We start from the raw sequence: 20,495 nt of genomic DNA on the forward strand, positions 1-20,495 counted from the left end.
AATAAAACATAAGTGAATTAAATGTTTCGCCAAAAAAACATTCTTTGTAGTGTATTAAACTAACTGAAAAACGATTACGAATGAATTCTAAAATTCTCATCCTTATTTTAACTTTAAGTATTGGTTTTACTTCTTGTAAAACTGAAAAAAAAGGAATAGCTCAAAATATTGAAACGAAAAAAGTATTTGAACCAAACTGGGAATCAATCAAAGCAAATTATAAAGATCCAGAATGGTTCAATCAAAAGAAATTTGGAATTTTTATTCACTGGGGAGCTTATTCAGTACCAGCTTATGGGTCTGAATGGTATCCAAGAAATATGTATATGGATTCAACTCAATTTACGGCGGAATTAAAATTACAAAGAAATGGACCTTCAAAAGAACACCAACATCACTTAAAAAATTGGGGAAAACACAAAGACTTTGGTTATAAAGATTTTATACCATTGTTTAAAGGAGAAAATTTTAATGCAGCAGAATGGATAGATTTATTTAAAAAAGCAGGTGCAAAATATGTAGTTCCTGTTGCAGACCATCATGATGGTTTTGCCATGTACAAATCTAATACAACTCGTTGGAACGCTGTAAATATGGGACCTAAAAAAGATATTTTAGGAGAATTGATGAAAGAAGGTCGTAAAAAAGGAATGATTATGGGCGCTTCTTCTCATTATGCTTTCAATTGGTCTTTTTTCAATAAAAAAGATCATTTTGATACTACTAATCCTGCTTATGCAGATTTATATTCGAAGAAAGGAAAAAACTTAAATGAGCCAGTTTCAGCAGAGTTTAAAGAATTATGGTGGGCAAGAACAAAAGATTTAATCGATAATTATCAACCAGACATTTTATGGTTCGATTTTATGTTAGACACTCCAGAATGGAGAGAATATCGTCCAAAATTAGCAGCATACTACTACAATAAAGGTATTGAATGGGGAAAAGAAGTGGTTTTACAAGACAAAAATTTCTACGAACAAGCATTTCCAGAAGGTACAGTTATTTACGATTTAGAAAGAGGTAAATTGCCAGGAATTAGAAAATTACCTTGGCAAACAGATACCTCTATTGGTAAAAATTCTTGGTCTCATGTTACAAACTGGAAATCTAGAACAGCCAATTCTTTAATTGATGATTTAATAGATATTGTTTCTAAAAACGGAAACTTATTATTAAATGTTGGTCCAAAAGCAGATGGAACAATTCCAGAAGACCAACAAAAAATATTATTAGAAATTGGAGAATGGCTAGATATGAATGGTGCAGCAATTTACGATACCAAATATTGGAGAACTTTTGGTGAAGGACCAACAGAAGTAGGTACAGGACACCATTCAGAAGGGGGGAATAAAGATTTTACGGGTCAAGATATCAGATTTACGCAAAAAGAAGGAAAAGTTTATGCAATTATGATGGAATGGCCAGAAAATAAAAGTGTACTGATAAAATCGATAACCCCTGAAGATAAAATATCAAAAGTAAAAATGTTAGGTAGCAATGCTAACTTAAAATGGTCACAAAGTGATAAAGGTTTATTGGTAAGAATGCCAAAAGAAAAACCAGGAAATCACGCTTTTGTACTAGAACTAACTTTATAATTTTTTGAATTTTGTTAAGAAGAGAAAAGAGTATATCAACCAAAAGATATGCTCTTTTTAAACTTAATTTAAATTTTTACTTCATAAAAAATCAACTAAAAATGAAATACATCGTTTGTGAAAAACCCGGAGAATTTCTTTTAAAAGAAAAGGAAGCACCAAAAAGAAAAGAAGGAGAAGCTTTGTTACAAATTAATAAAGTAGGTATTTGTGGAACAGATTTACACGCTTATTCAGGAAATCAAGCATTTTTTACCTATCCAAGAATTTTAGGACACGAATTAGCATCAGAAGTTTTAGAAATTGATGAAAATGAACAAGGAATAAAAGCAGGAGATAAAGTAGTTGTAATGCCTTATGTAAGTTGTGGAAAATGCATTGCTTGTAGAAATGGTAAAACAAATTGCTGTACAAATATTACAGTTTTAGGAGTTCATGGAGATGGAGGAATGCAAGAACAAATTACAGTACCAGCAAAAATTTTATTAAAAGCAAACCATCTTTCAGATAATGAAATGGCTATTGTAGAGCCTTTGGCAATTGGTGCGCATGCAGTAAGAAGAGCTGCCATAAAAAAAGGAGAAATTGTAGCGGTTGTTGGAGCTGGTCCTATAGGAATTGGCATTATGAAATTAGCGCAAATTGCAGGCGCAAAAGTAATTGCAATTGATATGAATGAAGAGCGTTTAAAATATGCTAAAGAAAAAATTGGAGTTGATTATATAGTAAAAGCAGGAGATACTGCTGTTGAAGAAATATCAAAAATTACCAATGGAGATTTATGTACAGCCGTTTTTGATGCGTCAGGAAATAAATATGCATTAGAAGCTTGTCCAGATTATATGTCTCATGGAGGTCGTTTTGTATTGGTAGGATTATCAAAAGGAGAATTGACATATACACACCCCAAAATACACGCTAAAGAAATGACTTTGATGTGCAGTAGAAACGCAACTACAGAAGATTTTCAGCACGTTATTAATGTGTTAGACCAATTTCCTACAGAATCATTTATTACACATTCTGTAGATTATACAGAAATGATTTCAAATTTCGATAGTTGGTTAAATCCAAAAACTGGTGTTATAAAAGCCACTGTAAGTTTTAATTAGAGGAAAATTATGTCTAAAAATTACGTTCAAATAGATCCAAAAGACAATATTATTGTTGCCATAACTCCTTTAGAAAAAGGTTTAAAAACGTTGGTTGCAGGTAAAGAAGTTGTTTTAAAAGAGAATATCAAACAAAAACATAAATTTTCATTAAATAATTTTAATATCGGTGATGAAATTTTTATGTACGGGGTTTTAATTGGTAAAGCTACTGAAACCATTTTAGAAGGTTGTGCAATTACGATTCATAATGTAGTTCACGCTTCAGCTACATTTAATGATGCTAAAGAAAAGTTTACGTGGACAGCACCAGATGCATCTAATTTTAAGAATAGAACTTTTAATGGATATCATAGAGCTGATGGAAAAGTTGGCACTGCAAATCATTGGTTAGTAATTCCATTAACATTCTGTGAAAACAGAAATTTAGATGTTTTAGAAGGTGCTTTATCAGAAAAATTAGGCTACGAAACAAAAAAAGATTTTGCTGTTGATACTGATGCATTAATCAAAAAATACAAAGCAGGAGCAACATCAGAAGAAATTCTAAATACGCCAATTATCACTACAAAAGAGGAAATCTCAAAGAATAGACTATTTCCAAATGTAGATGGAATCAAATTTCTAAAACACGATGGAGGTTGTGGAGGAATCAGACAAGATTCAGAAGTTTTAGTAAAATTATTAGCAGGTTATATTACAAACCCTAATGTTGCTGGAGCCACAATTTTTAGTTTAGGTTGCCAAAATGCACAGATAGAAATGTTGCAAAAAGCAATTGAAGATATTGACCCAAATTGTGCAAAAACAGTTCACTATTTAGAACAACAAAAAAGTGCAAGCGAAAGACATTTAATAGAAGAAGCTGTAAAACACACTTTTATTGGTTTAACAGAAGCAAATAAAATTTCAAGAAAACCAGCACCTTTAAGTAAACTGACTTTAGGTTTAGAATGTGGAGGTTCAGATGGTTTTTCAGGAATTTCTGCAAATCCAGCTTTGGGTTTTGCTTCAGATTTGTTGGTGGCTTTAGGAGGAAGTCCTGTTTTGTCTGAATTTCCAGAATTAAATGGCGTGGAACAAGAACTCATTAACAGATGTGAAACTGCAGAAGATTCAAAAAAATTCTACGATTTAATGCGAGCTTATTCTGCATCAGCAGTGGCAGTTGGTTCTGGGTTTGAGAATAATCCTTCACCAGGAAATATCAAAGATGGTTTAATTACAGATGCTATGAAATCTGCAGGAGCAGCTAAAAAAGGGGGAACTTCCCCTGTTGTAAAAGTGTTAGATTATACAGAACAAGTTACAAAACCAGGTTTAAATTTATTGTGTACACCAGGAAATGATGTAGAATCTACAACAGGTTTAGTGGGTTCTGGTTGTAATGTGGTGGTTTTTACTACAGGTTTAGGAACACCCACAGGAAATCCAGTTGCACCCGTTTTAAAAATGTCGAGCAACACTAATTTATACGAACGTATGAATGACATTATAGATATTAATGCAGGAACTGTAATTACTGGCGAAGATACCATTGAAACTATGGGCGAAAAGATTTTAGACCATATTATTAGAGTGGCAAGTGGAGAAACTCCATCAAAAGCAGTTTTGCACGGAAATAACGATTTTATTCCTTGGAAAAGAGGGGTGTCATTATAATCAAAAACTTAACCTGCAAGGTTTCAAAAACCTTGTAGGTTTAGAAAATTCAACTAACAAAATCATACCTACAAGGTTAAGAAAAACCTTGCAGGAAGAAAAAAGAAAAAATGCAAGAATTAAACAGAATAACAGTCAAAGCAAATACATACACAGAACGAATTATACAATTTGGAGAAGGTAATTTTTTAAGGGCTTTTGCGAATTGGATGATTCACGAGATGAATAAAAAAGCCAATTTTGATGCTGGTGTTGTAGCAATTCAGCCTATAAATCAAGGGTTGATTAAAATGTTGAATGACCAAGATGGATTGTACACTTTGTATTTAAATGGGATTAAAAACGGAGAAGCAATCAGCGAACATCAAGTGATTGATTGTATTCAAAGAGGGATAAATCCTTATGAAAATTTTGCAGATTATTTAGCCAATGCAAATAATCCTGATGTACGCTTTGTGATTTCAAACACTACAGAAGCTGGGATTTGTTATAATGAAAATGACAAATTAGAAGATGCTCCACAAAGTAGTTTTCCTGGAAAATTAACGGCATTATTATACAAGCGGTTTCAAATTTTTGGAGGTGCTTCAGACAAAGGGTTGATTGTAATTCCTTGTGAGTTAATTGATAGAAATGGAGATAATTTAAAGAAAATAATTTTGCAATATGCAGATGATTGGAATTTAGGTTCAGGATTTGTTCAATGGATAAATGAAGACAATATTTTCTGTAATACATTGGTAGATAGAATTGTACCTGGTTATCCAAGAGATAAAATGGATGCAATTACCAAAGAATTGGGTTACAAAGATAATTTGGTGGTTGAAGGAGAACAATTTCACTTGTGGGTAATTGAAGGTCCAGCATCAGTAAAAGAAGAATTTCCATCAGAAATTTGTGGTTTAAATGTTGTTTTTACGGATAATATGGAACCTTACAGAACCAGAAAAGTTAGAATTTTAAATGGAGCACATACAACTTTAGTACCTGTAGGATATTTATATGGAATTGATAGAGTTCGCGAATCTTTAGAAGATGAGGTTGTTGGTAAGTTTTTAAAAGACGCCTTATTCAACAATATTTGTCCAACTTTAGATTTACCAGAAGAAGAATTAAATCAATTTTCTGCGGATGTTTTAGACCGATTTAGAAATCCGTATTTAGAACACGAATTGATGAGTATTTCATTGAATTCTGTTTCAAAATACAAAACAAGAGTATTGCCTTCTGTATTAGAATTTATCAAAAGAAAAAAAGCTTTGCCAAACAACTTGTTATTCTCATTAGCTGCATTAATTACTTTTTATAAAGGAGACAGAAATGGTACTGAAATCAATTTAAAAGATGATACAAAGGTGTTAGATTTCTTTAATAAGGTTTGGAAAAATAATGATGTAAATGAAGTCGCTAAAAAAACGTTATCAAATACTGATTTCTGGGGTACAGATTTAACAAAAATTGATGGTTTTGAAACAGCAATCATTATTTATTTAGAAGAAATTCAGAATAAAGGAATGCAAACAGCTTTAAACGAATTTGTAAATTAATATTAAAAAATGATTATAGATTCCCATCAACATTTTTGGAAATATGAAGCTGTAAAACACAGTTGGATTGATGAGGATATGAAAGTCATCAGAAGAGATTTTTTGCCAGAAGATTTAGCAAAAGTATATCAACAAAATAACATTGATGGTTGTGTTGCAGTGCAAGCAGATCAAACTTTAGAAGAAACCGATTTTTTGTTGGATTTAGCGTCAAAAAACAACTTCATAAAAGGAATTGTGGGTTGGGTAGATTTAAGAGGAAATGATATTGAAACTGTTTTAAAAAAGTATAGCAAGTTTGATAAACTTAAAGGTTTTAGGCACGTTGTTCAAGGAGAAGCAGATCATAATTTTTTATTACGACCCGATTTTTTAAGAGGAATTTCAGCATTAGAAAAACACAATTTCACCTATGATATTTTGGTGTTTCCTCATCAATTATTGGCTGTTTTAGAATTTGTAAAACGATTTCCGAATCAGAAATTTGTGATAGATCATATTGCAAAACCCTATATAAAAGATGGTTTTTTTGAGGGTTGGGCAGTTCTAATGCAAGAAATAGCCAAACAAGAAAATGTGTTTTGTAAAGTTTCAGGAATAATTACAGAAGCTGATTATAAAACTTGGACAGAAGCACAATTTCAAAAATATTTAGAAGTCGTTTTTACAGCTTTTGGAACTGATAGAATACTATTTGGTTCAGATTGGCCAGTTTGTTTAGTGGCTGGGAATTATACGCAAGTAAAAGAATTAGTAACCAATTTTATATCAAAATACAGTAAAAAAGAACAAGCAAATATAATGGGTTTAAATGCTGTAAAGTTTTACAATTTATAAAGAATCAAGACCTGTTAGGTTTTTAAAACTGACAGGTCTAAAAAAATATACACAATATGGATTTAGGATTAAAAGGAAAAGTAGTTCTAATAACAGGAGCTGCAGGTTTAAAAGGAAGTATTGGCGAAACCATTTTACAACATTTAGCTACAGAAGGTGCAATACCTGCAGTTATCGATAGAAATGATAGAGGTTTTGGTTATGTAGAAGAATTACAAGCCAAAGGTATTGATGCTATTTTTTGCAAAACTGATGTAACAGATCCAGTTCAAATAGAAGCTTCAGTAAAAAAAATCACTGATAAATATGGCAGAATAGATGCAGTGATCAATAATGTTGGTGTAAATGATGGAGTGGGTTTAGACGCTTCTTATGAAGACTTTATGTGGTCTTTAAAACTAAATATGGTCAGCTATTTTTTAGTGGTAAAACACGCTTTGCCATTCTTAAAAAAATCGAAAGGAAATATTTTAAATATAGGTTCTAAAGTAGGTTTAACAGGTCAAGGAGGTACTTCTGGTTATGCAGCTTCCAAAGGTGGCGTTTTAGGTTTAACAAGAGAATGGGCTGTAGATTTAATTTCTTTCGGAATTCGTTCTAACGCAATTATTATTGCAGAAAGTTGGACACCAGCTTACGATGCTTGGATTAAAACATTAGAAAATGGCGCAGAAAAATTAGAGGCTATTGTTAAGAAAATTCCTTTGGAAAATAGAATGACAACGCCTGCAGAAATTGCAGATCAATGTTTGTTTACCATTTCAGAAAAATCATCACATACAACTGGTCAATTTATTGCTGTTGATGGTGGTTATGTAAATTTAGACAGGTCTTTACTAACTGAATAATCAACTTCAATTAATCAAATAAAACCATAAAATGAGCAGTTCAAAAAAAATACCAGTAGTAAAAAAAGAATTATTATTTCCTTTTATCATCATTACGTCTTTATTTGCTTTATGGGGAATTGCCAATGATTTGACAAATCCAATGGTTTCTGCATTTAAAAAAGTGATGCCAGAATTATCGAATATGCAAGCCTCTTTAGTACAGTTTGCTTTTTACTTCGGATATTTTTTTATGGCTTTACCAGCTGCTTTATTTATCAGGAAATATAGTTACAAATCAGGCATAATTTTAGGATTGTCTTTATATGCAATTGGTGCATTTTTGTTTTATCCTGCTGCAACAAATGAAGAATTTAATTATTTTCTAATTTCACTTTGGATTATTACTTGTGGTTTGGCTTTTTTAGAAACCACTTCAAATCCGTTAATTTTATCTTTGGGTGATAAACAAACTGCTACTCAAAGACTAAATTTAGCACAAGCATTTAATCCTATTGGTTCTTTAATTGGGATGATTGTTGCACAACAATTTGTGATTTCTGCCTTACGTTCTGATGATAAAGATGCTTCTGGAGCATTAATTTACGATACGTTATCAGAAACTGCAAAAAGTGCGGTTAGAGAGAATGATTTAGACGTTATTAGTGTGCCTTATATCATTTTAGGATTGGTTGTTTTGGCAATTATGGTGATTATTATTTTTACAAAAATTCCTAAAACAGCAGATGAAGATAAAATATCTTTATCAGAATCTTTCAATAAATTATTTGCTAATAAAAATTATGTTCACGGAGTTGTAGCACAAGCTTTTTATGTAGGAGCTCAAATTATGTGTTGGACCTATATTTTTCAATATGTAGATAATATCAATGAAAATTTACCAGCAAACGAACAATTAACAGCAACTTGGTTTAATGTGGCAGCAATGATTATTTTTTTAACAGGAAGATGGATTGGAACTGGGTTAATGAAAACGATAAATCCATCAAAGATATTGATGTTATTTGGAATTGGTGGTGTTGTATTTTGTGCTGGCGCAATTTTAATACAAGGACCTTTGGGTTTATATTCTTTAGTTGCTGTGTCTTTATTCATGTCAATTATGTTTCCAACCATTTACGGAATTGCGCTTAAAAATATGGGAGATGAAGCAAAAATAGGTTCAGCAGGTTTAGTAATGGCAATTGTTGGTGGTGCCTTAATGCCAGTTTTACAAGGTAGTATTTTAGATTGGGGAGGTTCAGGTTTTGCAGACGAACAAATTTTAGGATTTATTCCTGAAGTGAATTTTTCATTTATTTTACCACTAATCTGTTTGGCAGTTGTTGCGCATTATGGATATAGTACTTTTAAAAAATCTAAAGCTTAAAAATTTTTCTCAAACTGAAAGTATGATTGTAAAATTTTAAAAATATACACGAAACACTTTCAGTAAATCTGTGAAATCTGTGTAAAAACATTTTAAAAATCTAATCAATATGAAAACTAAAAGATTTTGTTATGCTTGCGATTTAAAAAGCGATGCTAAATTAATTGCAGAATATAAAGCATATCACGCAGCTGGAAAAGCTTGGCCAGAAATTACGAAAAGTATTAAAGATGCAGGTATTATTGATATGCAAATCTATTTAACTGGGAATAGAATGTTTATGATTATGGAAGTTGATGAAACTTTTAACTCTGTAAAAAAAGCCAAAATGGATGCCAATAATCCTAAAGTACAAGAATGGGAAAATTTAATGTGGAAGTATCAGCAAGAACTTCCTTGGGCAAAAAATGGTGAAAAATGGATTCTTTTAGAGCAGATTTTTCAGTTGTAATAAGAATTTAAACGCAAAGGCGCAAAGTTGGCAGAGTTTTGTTGGTAAATAGGTTTCCAAGATTTTTTGTGCTGAATTGGTTTGAGGAAAAAATCTTTGAGGTATGTTTAAAACTTATTCTGATTTGTTATTTTTAGATTTTCTTACATAATCACTTGGTTTTAAACCAAATTGTTTTTTAAAGCATTTTGCAAAGTAAGATGCAGTGTTAAAACCTGTCATATACATAATTTCTTTTACAGATAAATCACTAGATTCAAAAAGTTGAACTGCTCTTTTTAGTCGAATGTTTCTTATAAATTCACTAGAGGAAAGCCCAGTAATTTCTTTAAATTTTAAATAGAGATTACTTCTACTATGTCCCATTTCTTTGACTAACATTTCTACACTAAAATCAGTATTCATCATATGTTTTTCTACAATTTCTATGGCTTGTTGTAAAAACTTTTCATCAGAAGAGGTTACTGTTACTTCTTTGGGTTGGAGTGTTATTTCCTGATTAAAACGAATACGCATTTGTTCTCTTTTTTGTAAAATATTTTTCAATTTTAAATGCAATAATTCTACATCAAAAGGTTTTCTAATATAATCATCTGCTCCATGTTGTAAACCTTCTAATTCGCTTTCTTGAGATAGTTTTGCTGTAAGAATTAGTACTGGAATATGGCTGGTTGTTTTCGTAGTTTTCAATTTTTCGCACAGTTGTAAACCATCCATAATTGGCATCATTAAATCAGTAACAATAATATTTGGAATTATTTTTTTTGCTATTTCTAATCCTTCTTGTCCATTTTCGGCTTCATAGATTTTGTAATCATCACATAAAACTTGCTTTATAAAAGTTCTTATATCTTCATTATCATCAATAATTAATAAAACTGGTGATTCTGACCTTTCTTTGGTGATTTTTTCATCAGTAGTTTCATCATCTAAATCAATAGCAAAAGATTCATTTTCTGATGTTCGTCTTATAAAATCTGTATCTGTACTTTCTTTACAACTAATTTCAGGAATGTTTAAATAGGCTTGTTTATTTGCTGGAATTTTAACAATGAAGCTAGTTCCTTCTCCAGTTTCACTAATAACTTCAATAGTACCTTGATGCAGTTCTATAAGGCTTTTAGTAAAAGATAAACCTATACCAACTCCTTCAGAATTATTTTTTGCGGCATCTTTTTTTGTGTAAAAACGTTCAAAAATAGTTTCTATTTTATTATTGGGTATGCCAACTCCAGAATCTTTTACCTCTATAACAACACTATCTTTTTTTAACAACCCATTGTTACTTTTTCCTTTAAATACATTGATGTCTATTGTGCCGTTTTTAGGAGTAAATTTAAAAGCATTGGATAGTAAATTATTGATAATTTTTTCTAAAGCATCGTGATCGAACCAAGTAATAAATTCATCTTTAGTAGTGTTTACAGATAATTTAATATGTTGTTTGAGAGATAAAAACTGAAAGGGTTCTGCTACTTCTTTAATAAAAGCAGTAATATTGCTATGACGCATTACTAATCTCATTTTGCCTTGATTTATCTTTCTAAAATCTAGCAATTGATTAACTAAACGCATTAAATAATTTGCATTTTTATTCATTAATCCATATTGTTCTTGAGCTACTTCAGGTTTTACTTTGTTACCTTTTTTTTGTAGATATTCTAAAGGACCTTTTATAAGGGTTAAAGGAGTTCTTAATTCGTGAGAAATATTTGTGAAAAACTCTAATTTTAAACGTTGTAACTCTTTTTCTTTTTTCTTTTCTAAATCAGCTAATTCTTGCTCCAATTTTTTCTTTGCTCTAGACATTGTGTTGGTCCAAAAGCAGGCAATAATTGCAATTCCTAAAATTACATATAATATATAAGCTCCAGTTGTTTTCCATATTGGAGGTACAATTGTAATATTAATGGTAGTTGCAGTATCTTCCCAAATACCATCGTTGTTAGATGCTTTTACTTTTAAAGTATAGTCACCAAATTCTAAATTTGTATAGGTGGCAAATCGTTTACCAGCTGTTGTATATACCCAATCTTTATCAAAGCCTTCTAACTTATAAGCAAATTTGTTTTTGTTTGGGGCAGAATAGTGTAAAGCTGCAAATTCAAATGAAAAGCTGTTTTCAAAATGTTTTAATTTTAAATAATCTATTTCATCTATGGATTTTTCTAAAAGTATTCTGTCATTTACTTTCTCTCCTCTTTTAACAGATTTATTTGAAATAAAGAAATCTGTAATAACTACTTTAGCTTTATAAGGATTGTCCTTTATGTTTTTTGGATAAAAAGCATTAAATCCATTTACACCCCCAAAAAGCATTTCGCCACTTTGTCTTTTTAAAACTGCTAATTCTTGAAATTCGTTACTTTGTAAACCATCATTAACATCATAGTTTTTAAAAGTTTCTTTAATAGGATTAAATTTAGATAAACCTTTATTTGTAGAAATCCATAAGTTATTATTATCATCTTCTAAAATACCTTTAACCACGTTATTAGATAATCCATCCTTTTCTGTATACGCTTTAAAAGTAATTTTTGATTCGTCTTCAGGGAACTCAATTTTATTTAAACCACCTCCAAATGTTCCTATCCAAAAGTCACCTTTTTTGCTTTGGTGTATTGCTAAAATGTAATTGTGATTAATACTGTTTTTGTTATTAACTTTATGTTTGTAGTTTATAAACTTTGGATTCTTATTTAGTGCTTCTGAAGGAGTTAATTTGCTCAAGCCATTTCCAGTTCCAAACCAAATATTATGATTTTTATCTTCATAAATATTTCTGATAATATTACTAGGAATACTTTTGTTATTAGAAGGTGTGTGTATAATAATATCTTTAGTGTAACCTTTACCGTTTTTGTTTTTTAGCCATCTATTTATTCCTCCACTATAAGTCCCAATCCAAACATTTTCATTATTATCTTCTAATATTGAAAACACACTATATGTAACTTCATCAATAGGTTTTAAATTACTTTCTTTAATGTTATTAATATTTGATACATTAATTTCATACAAACCTGGAGTATTTTCTGCACCAATTAATATGGTTTTTTTATTTGCTAATTCTTCAATTGCAAATGGTTTTAGTACCGTTTTTAAATTTATGAAATTTGTGTAATTATCATCATTCTTTTGTGTATGTATATTAAGACCTCCACCTTCAGTACCTATCCATAAATTATTATTACTGTCTTCGAAAATAGATCTAATTTTATCGTAACTTAAACTGTTAGGGTTTTGTGTTTTTTTAATAATCTTAAATTGTTTACGTTCTGGATCCATTTTATTAATACCTCCACCATTTGTTCCAATCCAAAGAATACCTGTTTTATCTATATAAAGTGATTTAATAATATTTTTACTAATACTATTTACGTCTTTAGGTTCGTAAATAAATTTGTTTTCTAATGTTGGTGGGTTAATTGGATGTTGATTTTCAAAGTATAATAATCCCATATTAGAACCCGCCCAAATATTATTTTTATGGTCTATCTGAATATCGTTATAAAAACCATCTTGAATTTTAGTTACCTTATTAGAATTTAATGTTGGCTTAAAAACATACAATCCTTTTCCTGTACCGATTATTAGTTTCCCTTTATTATCTTCTGCAATAGATTGTACAGTTATGTTTTGAGGTAAATCAATAAGGTCGTTTATCAATCTAAAATATATGGTTCCGTTTTCGTCTCTAGACAATTTAAATAAGCCTTTTGCGCTTCCAATCCAGAGTTGATTTTGACTATCTTCAAATATTGAATAAATATCATTTTTAGAAATACTGCTAGATAATGTATTGCTCGTTAAATTATAATGTTTAAATTTAATTGAATCTTTGGTCTTTTTTAAATCAATTAAATCAAGACCATCAGCTGTACCTATCCAAAGTTTCTCTTTTTTATCTTTAAAGAGTACGTTTATATGATTGTTAGATAAGCTATTTTTGTCTTTTTTCTTATGAAGATATTGTATAAAATTACCTGTAGATTTATTGTAATAATTTAAACCATTTCCAGTTGTTCCTATCCATAAATTCCCTCCATTATCACCTGTTATGGCATATATTAAATTACTACTTATACTATTAGAATTATTAGGATTTGGTTTGTAAACTGTAAATTCATAGCCATTATATTTGTTTAACCCATCGTGTGTGCCAAACCACATAAATCCTTTATCATCTTGATATATGGTGTTTACATCTCCTTGTGATAGACCTTGGTTGGTTGAAATTCTATCAAAAACTACTGAATTTTGACTTATACAAACTTGATTAAATCCAATAATTAGTAAAAAAGATATTGATTTCAAAAAAAGAAAGAAGTGCCTGCACATAAATGAAAAGTTATAATAGAATCAATATTAATTAATGTGCATAGTGTAACCTAATTAAAAACCATTTGTATTTTATTAAAAACCATTTGTTTTGTTTTTTTAATTTTAAGATGCTTTTTGTTATAACAATTTTAATGAAATATAATTATACTTGTTGATTTTTTTCACTTTATTAATTTTAATAATTAATGTAAAAATAGGAAGGAAATACTAATTGTAATAAACTAATTCCTTTCAATTAGCTGTTTACTTAATCTACAACTAATATATTATTAAATAATTCTACTATTTAAATAAATAATAATATTTTCCCTGTCTTTTTAACACTAAAAATACTTAAATACTAAAAGCAAGAAGTAAATTATGATTTTATTATTTGTGTTTTCTTATAGGTTTTGTAAAAAAAGCATTCAAAATATATTTTCAATGATTAAGGTATTCAATTGTTATTTTGACCAAATTTCATAAGAATTGCAAAATCCACACCAGCGATAATTCTCATCATATCCACGAGACCCGAGCACCAGCTATTTAAATCTAGACAAAAGGGTTACAATATTGGAAATTCTTGTAATCATAAGGTTTTATGAAAAAAGAGGATAAATTTCGATTCATAAATTAATAATAGTTTTAAACAAGGATATTCAAAAAATGGATATCCTTTTTTATTTTTTAAAATTTTACGAAAATTCGTTTTGTTCGTTAAAAAGATTTTGGAATAATAACTATATCATTCTAAATTCCAAGAGTTACATAAAGGTTGAGAGAAAAAGTAAGAGTTAAAATAAGCAATTTTTAGTCTATCATAGAAGTAAAAAAACACTCAAATAAATGAGTGTTTTGGTATTCAATTGTTTTTTAACCAAATCTCAAAAGACTTACTAAAACCAATCCATCTGTGATTTTTATCAAAACCACGTCCTGCTAATTCAAAACGAATCAAATTTTCAATAGGAATTTTACTGTGGATTAAAAACCGTAAAATTTCTCCATCCATAGTAGATAATATTCCGTTAATTTCTTCCCAATGAGGCAAAGGCTCTTTATCCATTCGTATATGGCGAATATTATCATAATTCATATTCGAATAATCTTTTGGTAAAATATCTAGAAAATCCATTTCCATTTCTTTAGCTGTAGCTTCTTCTGCTACAGACCAATTGTTATTTGGACCATGTATAATTCCAAAAGTTATTTTTGCAATTCGATATTTAAAATTGAGTCAAAGACAATGATGAATCGCTTTTTCTTGTGAGTCAAAAATATCCAAATAATTATCTTTTTCCATTGTTTTGCTTTTTATCAGTTGCAGTTTTCTTTTTAGAATCAAGAGGCAAAGGAATTTCTTTTGGTTTTTCTGAAGTTTTTTTAGAGGTTAAAATTGGCGTATTTTCCTTTTCCGGAGTTTCTGTTTTCTCTTTAGCGATTGCTTCCTCTTTAAAAAGTATACGCCCATTTAAAGAAATGATATCTTCTCTAGTGGATTTTGGATCAGTTCCTTTTTTACGCAGCAATTTCTGCGTATTAAACAACGAACGACATTTAATGTTAAATGCAGAATACTTTTCAGCTTCTTCTTTTTTGTCTTTACAATACTTTACATAAGCATCATACAAATCGCCATTGGTTATTTGATTGTCTTTTACTTTCATAATGATATCAAAAGCAACAGTAGCAATAGTATTTACACTTTTTTGAGGTTCTGAAATATCAAAACCTAATGTTTCAATCTTTTTTTGCTGTGTTTCATCTGCATATTTTAACATTACGCCCATATCTTTTCGAGAACTTTTTAACCGTTCAAAAATAATAGATTTCTCACTTTTTAAAGCTTCCATTTTTGTTTCTACTTCTTGCAGTAACTGTAGGTCTGTTTGGATGTTTTCAATTAATACATCTACAATACTTGTATTCATAATTATGTAGTTTTAGGTGACAAATCGCCACATTAAGTGCAAATTGCACGGATTTATATTTAATTTTTAGTTTATTCTCCAAAGTGCATGAATCACAAAATCAGATGCACTTTGTTTAGTTTCATTACAGATTTTTGCTAATTCATCCTCTGCTTCCTTTTTAGTATCAAAAAAGAATGAAGGTTGAGTAGATACTGCATACTTGTCTTCATCTTTTACATCTGATGTAAAGATGGCAAAGACACGTTTGGTCTTTCCTCGTTTGAATAATATTGAATAATAATTACTCACATCATAATCATCCCATTCTAAAACTGGTTTATGTCTTAAATAGTGAATATGAAGTTGCAACTCATCAAAGAATTTGTTTACTTTTTCTTGGGTTAATGTAGGTACTGAAATAATATTACTTTTCCATTTTTCAACAACAAAGGATAGTACATTTGCATCATTACCAATGAGTTCAAGAAGTTCTGCATCTGTTTTTTCAGTTAGCATACTTCTGTCATAATTGGTAAAGAGCCATAAAACTATTTTAATCAATTCTTTTCTTGAAAATAGCTGAAGAAAAACAGGATTAATCTCTGTAATTTTTCTACTATCAAGTTGGTGCTTCAACATTTCTAAAAAGTGAAGTATCAATTTTCGTTCTTTAATCGTCATCGTTTTCATTTTTAGGTTCACAATGGTTCTCAATCGTTGTAAGAAGGTGGTTGTAATCACTACTTTTAGCTTCTGCTAATACCAAGTCAATTTCTTGTTGAGACCAGCCTTCTTTTTTGGCATGTCGTTGGAATACACCCATAATCATAAATGCATTTCCGTTTACGCCAACCAAGTCAAGGTTGACGGTTTTGGTTACTACTTTTTTCATTTATATTTAGTTTTAGTGGCGACAAACTGCCGCAGATTAATATTATTTTTTGTGTTGACTCACTGCATTGGATAATTCCTGTCCCAATCTCTTTACAACTCCTATTACTAATGCATTTCCCATAAAGAAGGCTCTCTGGCTTTCTAAAATCCCTTCACATTTTGTAAAGTCATCAGGGAATCCATTTAATCGTTCCAATTCAATAGGGTGTAATCTTCGATAACGTCCCTTTTGGATGATGACGTGTTTTTCTCTTGCTACATATTGTCCACCTTCCGTAGTTACAATAGTTCTTGCTGGTTTATTAATATCATCAGGGAAAGGAACCTTACCCTCTTTAAAAATGTAGGCCTGTCCAGTTTTCTTGTTAACTTTATGAATAGCTTTTGCTCCTTTAACAAATTCCCATTTAGAAAACAGTTCTTGAGGTATAAAAAAGGGGTCTGGAATATGTTCAATAGGAAGTAAAACATCTTTTAACACATGATATTTTTTAGTCATATTGGGCTTTTACATGATTCGAATAATAGTTCCCATTCATCATAATTCCTGCTTTCTCAAATTTTACTTTGTCTTTAAGAAAGAATTTTTGAATTTCTTCCATATTTTTAAGAAGTTTTCCATTTTGGAGTTTCCCAACTGCTAGAACAGGAAACGTTTTTGCAGCAATTCCATCTTTCACAATCCAGACTTTAGGATTTGTCTTGGACATTTTTTTGAATTGTGGTGTTTTTTTATGATATCCAAAAATAAATACACGACGTCTTCTTTGTGGGAAACCATAATCTGCAGCATTGATGACTCTCCATTCTACTGCATAACCTAATTGGTTTAAGCAATGGAGAATGATAGAGAAATCTCGTCCATTTTGTTTGGCAGGGGAAGACAAAAGTCGATTTACATTTTCAAGTAAGATGTACTTGGGTCGTTTTTCTTTGAGTATAGTATGAATAGCCCACCAAAGTTTTCCTTTTTCACCTTCAATCCCTTTGTTATGTGTTCTATTGGCGATAGAGAAATCTTGACAAGGAAAACCACCAACTAACAAATCGTGCTTTGGAATACTATGCATCTGATGTTGTACAATATGTTCAATATCTTTTTCAGAGTGATTTTCACTCCCAAAACGATTCTTATAGACCATATTGGCGTGTTGCTTTTTGGTTCGTGGTTCATATTGATTACTCCAAATCACTTCAAAGTCAGCTTCCTTTTTCTTTGGATATCCTTCCAAAGCAATCCGAAAACCACCAACACCTGCAAAGAGTTCGACAACTTTTAATTTGTTTTTGGTTACTGATTTTTGGTTGTTGGAAAGTGATTTTGTTTCTCCCCTTTTAGGAGTTAGAGGGACTTTCATATAGGATAGTTGGCAGTTAAGACTTCAATTTTGCGTTTTCGTTTTTTGCCTGCAATACTTTTTTTAGCAGTTAAAGGCTTGTTATATTCTTTAGTGTGCCATCCATTTTTTTTGATGTGTTTGGTTAAAATTTCAGAAGGGTAAGAACTCAATAAGAATTTACCTTTGATACTTCCAAGTGTTACAAGAAGTTCTTCAAAATGTGCTTCAGAATAACCATTATAAAAAGATTGGCAGGAATTAAAATAAGGGGGATCGATATAGTGAAACGTATCCACAGAATCTCTTGCTTTAATTACTTTACAAGCATCGTTGCATTCAATTTGTGTGCTTTCCAATCGTTTGAAAATATCGATATTAAAGTTCATTTTCTTATTTAATAATTTCTTCGCTTGTTTTCCATATTTATCATAACCCCAAGAACCAATGGCACAGCCAAAACCAAAATTTGTTCCTACATAAAATGCCCATGCTTGTTGTTTTTTATTGAATAAATGGGGCATTCTGTAGATGGTCAAAGCCACATTATAAGTTGCTCTTGAAAAGGCAGTAGCTTGAATTCTCGTTTTCAACCATTCAAAATCGGTTTTTACTACTTCATAGAAATTCACTACCATATTATTTGTGTCATTTATGATTTCAGACTCAACAGATTCTTTTGCAAAGAAAATTGCGCCACCCCCAAAAAAGGCTTCTGTGTATATAGAGTGTTTTGGAATTAAAGGAAGAATGGTAGATACCATATTTTGTTTTCCTCCATAGTAGGCAATGGGTGTTTTCATAAGAATAGTTGGGGAGTTAGGAAGTAATAAAGTTGAAAGGGAAAAATTATGAATTGCATTCGTATTTAAAGAAGGTGTTTGTCTGCAAATGAGAAATAATCTTCTGAAGTAATAATTAAATGATCGAGTAATACAATATAAAAAAGGTTCAATGCTTTTTTAATTTTTGCAGTAATATTTTCATCAGCTTTAGAAGGGTTTAGTTTTCCAGATGGATGATTGTGAATAACAATAATTTGCGTAGAGGCTGTTAAAAGTGCGAGTTGTGTAACTTCTTTTACATCTGCAGTTACATGAGTACTTACACCAACAGAAATTTCAGAAATTCCTAAAACTCTATTCGCATAATTGAGCAATAGTACCCAAAAGAACTCTTTATAATCAATCCGTTTGGTATCTATAAAAGTTCTGATGAGTTTGTTTACATCTTCTGCACTTTTGATGTATTTCATTTCTGAAAATACAGTGCGGTTGTAATGAAGTTCGATTTCATTACAACCCATAAGCTTGGTTGATAGGTTTGTTGATTTCATTTTTTATTTATTTAAAGGTTTATTTGTAACCAGTATGAAGGAATTTTATTTATCGATATAGATAGCCTTTTTTGTAATCTAAATCGTTAAATGTGATAGTTTTTGCAGAAAAAGGAGCTGGCGATTTACCATCAATAAGTAATTTTAAATAAATATGAAAATGCTCTAAATTGGTGAAATCTGATGTTTGAAAAATGGGATGAAACTCTTGAGCCATGTATTTAGCATCAGCTTGTCCTAACTTAAAACAGATAATCGTTCCAATATTTCCTAAAACAGCATTTTTAATATCAGTTTGTAATTGATTCAAATATTGATGAGCAAGAATAAATCCAATTTTAAATTTCCGTAATTCAGAAAACATATTGGTAAGTGATGCAGTTGTATAATTTTGGAATTCATCAAGATAAATATAAAAAGGAATGCGTTTATCTTCTTCGATATTAATACGACTAAAACCAGCTGATGAAAGGGAAGTGAGCAAAAGTGAACCTAATAAATGAGAACCATCTGTTCCTAAACTTCCTTTAGAAAGATTTACTAAAAATATGGTGTTAGAATCAATAATAGTTCGCAGTGAAATTTGTTTTTTGTTCTCCACGAGTATTTTGTGAATCATTGGAATAGATAAAAAACTCCCTACTTTATTCAGAACAGGCAAAAGGTCATTTTTTGAATATTTTGGAAACTCTAATTGCCAAAAACGAACAACATTTTTACTGACAATATTTTTGATGCATTGTTGTTGAAAGTCTTGCTCTAAAAGCAATTTGGAAATATCACTAAAATTAGCTTTAGGCTGGTCAAGGAGTGTTAGAATCACATTCCGTAATATGTATTCTAATTTCAATCCCCACGATTGCTTACCCCATAGCTTCTGAAAAGTTTCCAAAATACTTGAAGCAATGAGGGCTCGTTTTTGATAGCTGACTCTTTTAAGCGGATTATACCCAATTTCAGTAGTTGAATTGTTAGCATCAAGCAGGATAATATCTTTTTCTTGATGTGCAGGGATGAGATTCAATACTTCCTTGAGTAAATCTCCATTAATATCAAATAAGCAAAAGCCTCTATGATGAATGATGTCTTGATAAATTAATGTTTTCATAACATTTGTTTTACCACTTCCAGTTTTTCCAAGAAGATACATTCCGAATAATCTATCGTGTTGGTAGATACCAAAATGGTCGTTTTGGTCTCTAAAGTCAACTTGTGCAAAGTAACTAATGTATGGGTTAAGAAAGGTTTTCATAGACATAGAT

At 30.4% G+C, this 20,495-nt stretch carries 18 protein-coding genes; 8 read left to right on the forward strand and 10 right to left on the reverse strand.

What is annotated here, in order from left to right:
- Positions 1 to 80 precede the first annotated feature (80 nt).
- The 8 genes from BTO18_RS16370 (at position 81) to BTO18_RS16405 (ending at position 9,427) form a co-directional block, all read left to right on the forward strand.
- Complete coding sequence (locus BTO18_RS16370; protein WP_105017259.1) at positions 81 to 1,601, forward strand: alpha-L-fucosidase; 1,521 nt, start codon at positions 81 to 83, stop codon at positions 1,599 to 1,601.
- Between the two features lie 101 nt (positions 1,602 to 1,702).
- The gene (locus BTO18_RS16375; protein WP_105017615.1) at positions 1,703 to 2,713 is read left to right on the forward strand and encodes a zinc-binding alcohol dehydrogenase family protein; all 1,011 of its coding nucleotides are present in this window, start codon (positions 1,703 to 1,705) and stop codon (positions 2,711 to 2,713) included.
- A gap of 9 nt (positions 2,714 to 2,722) precedes the next feature.
- Positions 2,723 to 4,375, forward strand: a complete 1,653-nt coding sequence (locus BTO18_RS16380) for a UxaA family hydrolase (protein WP_105017260.1) — start codon at positions 2,723 to 2,725, stop codon at positions 4,373 to 4,375.
- Between the two features lie 110 nt (positions 4,376 to 4,485).
- Complete coding sequence (locus BTO18_RS16385; protein ID WP_105017261.1) at positions 4,486 to 5,922, forward strand: tagaturonate reductase; 1,437 nt, start codon at positions 4,486 to 4,488, stop codon at positions 5,920 to 5,922.
- A gap of 9 nt (positions 5,923 to 5,931) precedes the next feature.
- On the forward strand, positions 5,932 to 6,759 hold the full coding sequence (locus tag BTO18_RS16390; protein WP_105017262.1) for an amidohydrolase family protein: 828 nt from the start codon (positions 5,932 to 5,934) through the stop codon (positions 6,757 to 6,759).
- 56 nt (positions 6,760 to 6,815) lie between these two features.
- Positions 6,816 to 7,607 carry an SDR family oxidoreductase gene (locus tag BTO18_RS16395; RefSeq protein ID WP_105017263.1) on the forward strand — a complete coding sequence of 264 codons (792 nt, stop codon included), beginning with the start codon at positions 6,816 to 6,818 and terminating at the stop codon, positions 7,605 to 7,607.
- Between the two features lie 31 nt (positions 7,608 to 7,638).
- Positions 7,639 to 8,976 carry an L-fucose:H+ symporter permease gene (gene fucP, locus BTO18_RS16400; protein ID WP_105017264.1) on the forward strand — a complete coding sequence of 446 codons (1,338 nt, stop codon included), beginning with the start codon at positions 7,639 to 7,641 and terminating at the stop codon, positions 8,974 to 8,976.
- A gap of 109 nt (positions 8,977 to 9,085) precedes the next feature.
- Positions 9,086 to 9,427 (forward strand): L-rhamnose mutarotase, encoded by a 342-nt coding sequence (locus BTO18_RS16405; protein WP_105017265.1) that lies wholly within the window; start codon positions 9,086 to 9,088, stop codon positions 9,425 to 9,427.
- A 114-nt stretch (positions 9,428 to 9,541) separates the two neighbouring features.
- Here the strand turns inward: BTO18_RS16405 and BTO18_RS16410 are convergent, their stop codons facing one another.
- The 10 genes from BTO18_RS16410 to BTO18_RS16450 all read right to left on the reverse strand — a co-directional run bounded on the left by BTO18_RS16410 (position 9,542) and on the right by BTO18_RS16450 (position 20,485).
- Positions 9,542 to 13,744, reverse strand: a complete 4,203-nt coding sequence (locus BTO18_RS16410) for a hybrid sensor histidine kinase/response regulator transcription factor (RefSeq protein WP_226789023.1) — start codon at positions 13,742 to 13,744, stop codon at positions 9,542 to 9,544.
- 871 nt (positions 13,745 to 14,615) lie between these two features.
- Positions 14,616 to 14,888 (reverse strand): hypothetical protein, encoded by a 273-nt coding sequence (locus BTO18_RS16415; protein ID WP_146106971.1) that lies wholly within the window; start codon positions 14,886 to 14,888, stop codon positions 14,616 to 14,618.
- A gap of 154 nt (positions 14,889 to 15,042) precedes the next feature.
- A complete protein-coding gene (locus BTO18_RS16420; protein WP_105017268.1) occupies positions 15,043 to 15,684 on the reverse strand; it encodes a hypothetical protein in 642 nt (213 codons plus the stop codon).
- Positions 15,685 to 15,750: 66 nt separating this feature from the next.
- Positions 15,751 to 16,347 carry a hypothetical protein gene (locus tag BTO18_RS16425; RefSeq protein WP_105017269.1) on the reverse strand — a complete coding sequence of 199 codons (597 nt, stop codon included), beginning with the start codon at positions 16,345 to 16,347 and terminating at the stop codon, positions 15,751 to 15,753.
- Positions 16,337 to 16,558, reverse strand: coding sequence for a hypothetical protein (locus BTO18_RS16430; protein ID WP_105017270.1), 222 nt, complete (start codon positions 16,556 to 16,558; stop codon positions 16,337 to 16,339). Before BTO18_RS16430 ends, BTO18_RS16425 begins: the two co-directional genes overlap by 11 nt.
- A gap of 42 nt (positions 16,559 to 16,600) precedes the next feature.
- Positions 16,601 to 17,059, reverse strand: a complete 459-nt coding sequence (locus BTO18_RS18095; RefSeq protein ID WP_226789024.1) for a DNA cytosine methyltransferase — start codon at positions 17,057 to 17,059, stop codon at positions 16,601 to 16,603.
- Positions 17,052 to 17,918 carry a DNA cytosine methyltransferase gene (locus tag BTO18_RS16435; RefSeq protein ID WP_226789025.1) on the reverse strand — a complete coding sequence of 289 codons (867 nt, stop codon included), beginning with the start codon at positions 17,916 to 17,918 and terminating at the stop codon, positions 17,052 to 17,054. Before BTO18_RS16435 ends, BTO18_RS18095 begins: the two co-directional genes overlap by 8 nt.
- Positions 17,915 to 18,700 carry a DNA adenine methylase gene (locus BTO18_RS16440; RefSeq protein WP_105017271.1) on the reverse strand — a complete coding sequence of 262 codons (786 nt, stop codon included), beginning with the start codon at positions 18,698 to 18,700 and terminating at the stop codon, positions 17,915 to 17,917. The genes BTO18_RS16435 and BTO18_RS16440 overlap by 4 nt, the downstream gene beginning before the upstream one ends.
- Positions 18,701 to 18,765: 65 nt before the next feature.
- Positions 18,766 to 19,233 carry a JAB domain-containing protein gene (locus tag BTO18_RS16445; RefSeq protein WP_105017272.1) on the reverse strand — a complete coding sequence of 156 codons (468 nt, stop codon included), beginning with the start codon at positions 19,231 to 19,233 and terminating at the stop codon, positions 18,766 to 18,768.
- Between the two features lie 49 nt (positions 19,234 to 19,282).
- A complete protein-coding gene (locus BTO18_RS16450) occupies positions 19,283 to 20,485 on the reverse strand; it encodes a type IV secretory system conjugative DNA transfer family protein (protein ID WP_105017273.1) in 1,203 nt (400 codons plus the stop codon).
- Between the last annotated feature and the right edge of the window lie 10 nt (positions 20,486 to 20,495).

It is taken from the genome of Polaribacter porphyrae (genome assembly GCF_002954685.1).
GTDB classification, from domain to species: domain Bacteria; phylum Bacteroidota; class Bacteroidia; order Flavobacteriales; family Flavobacteriaceae; genus Polaribacter; species Polaribacter porphyrae.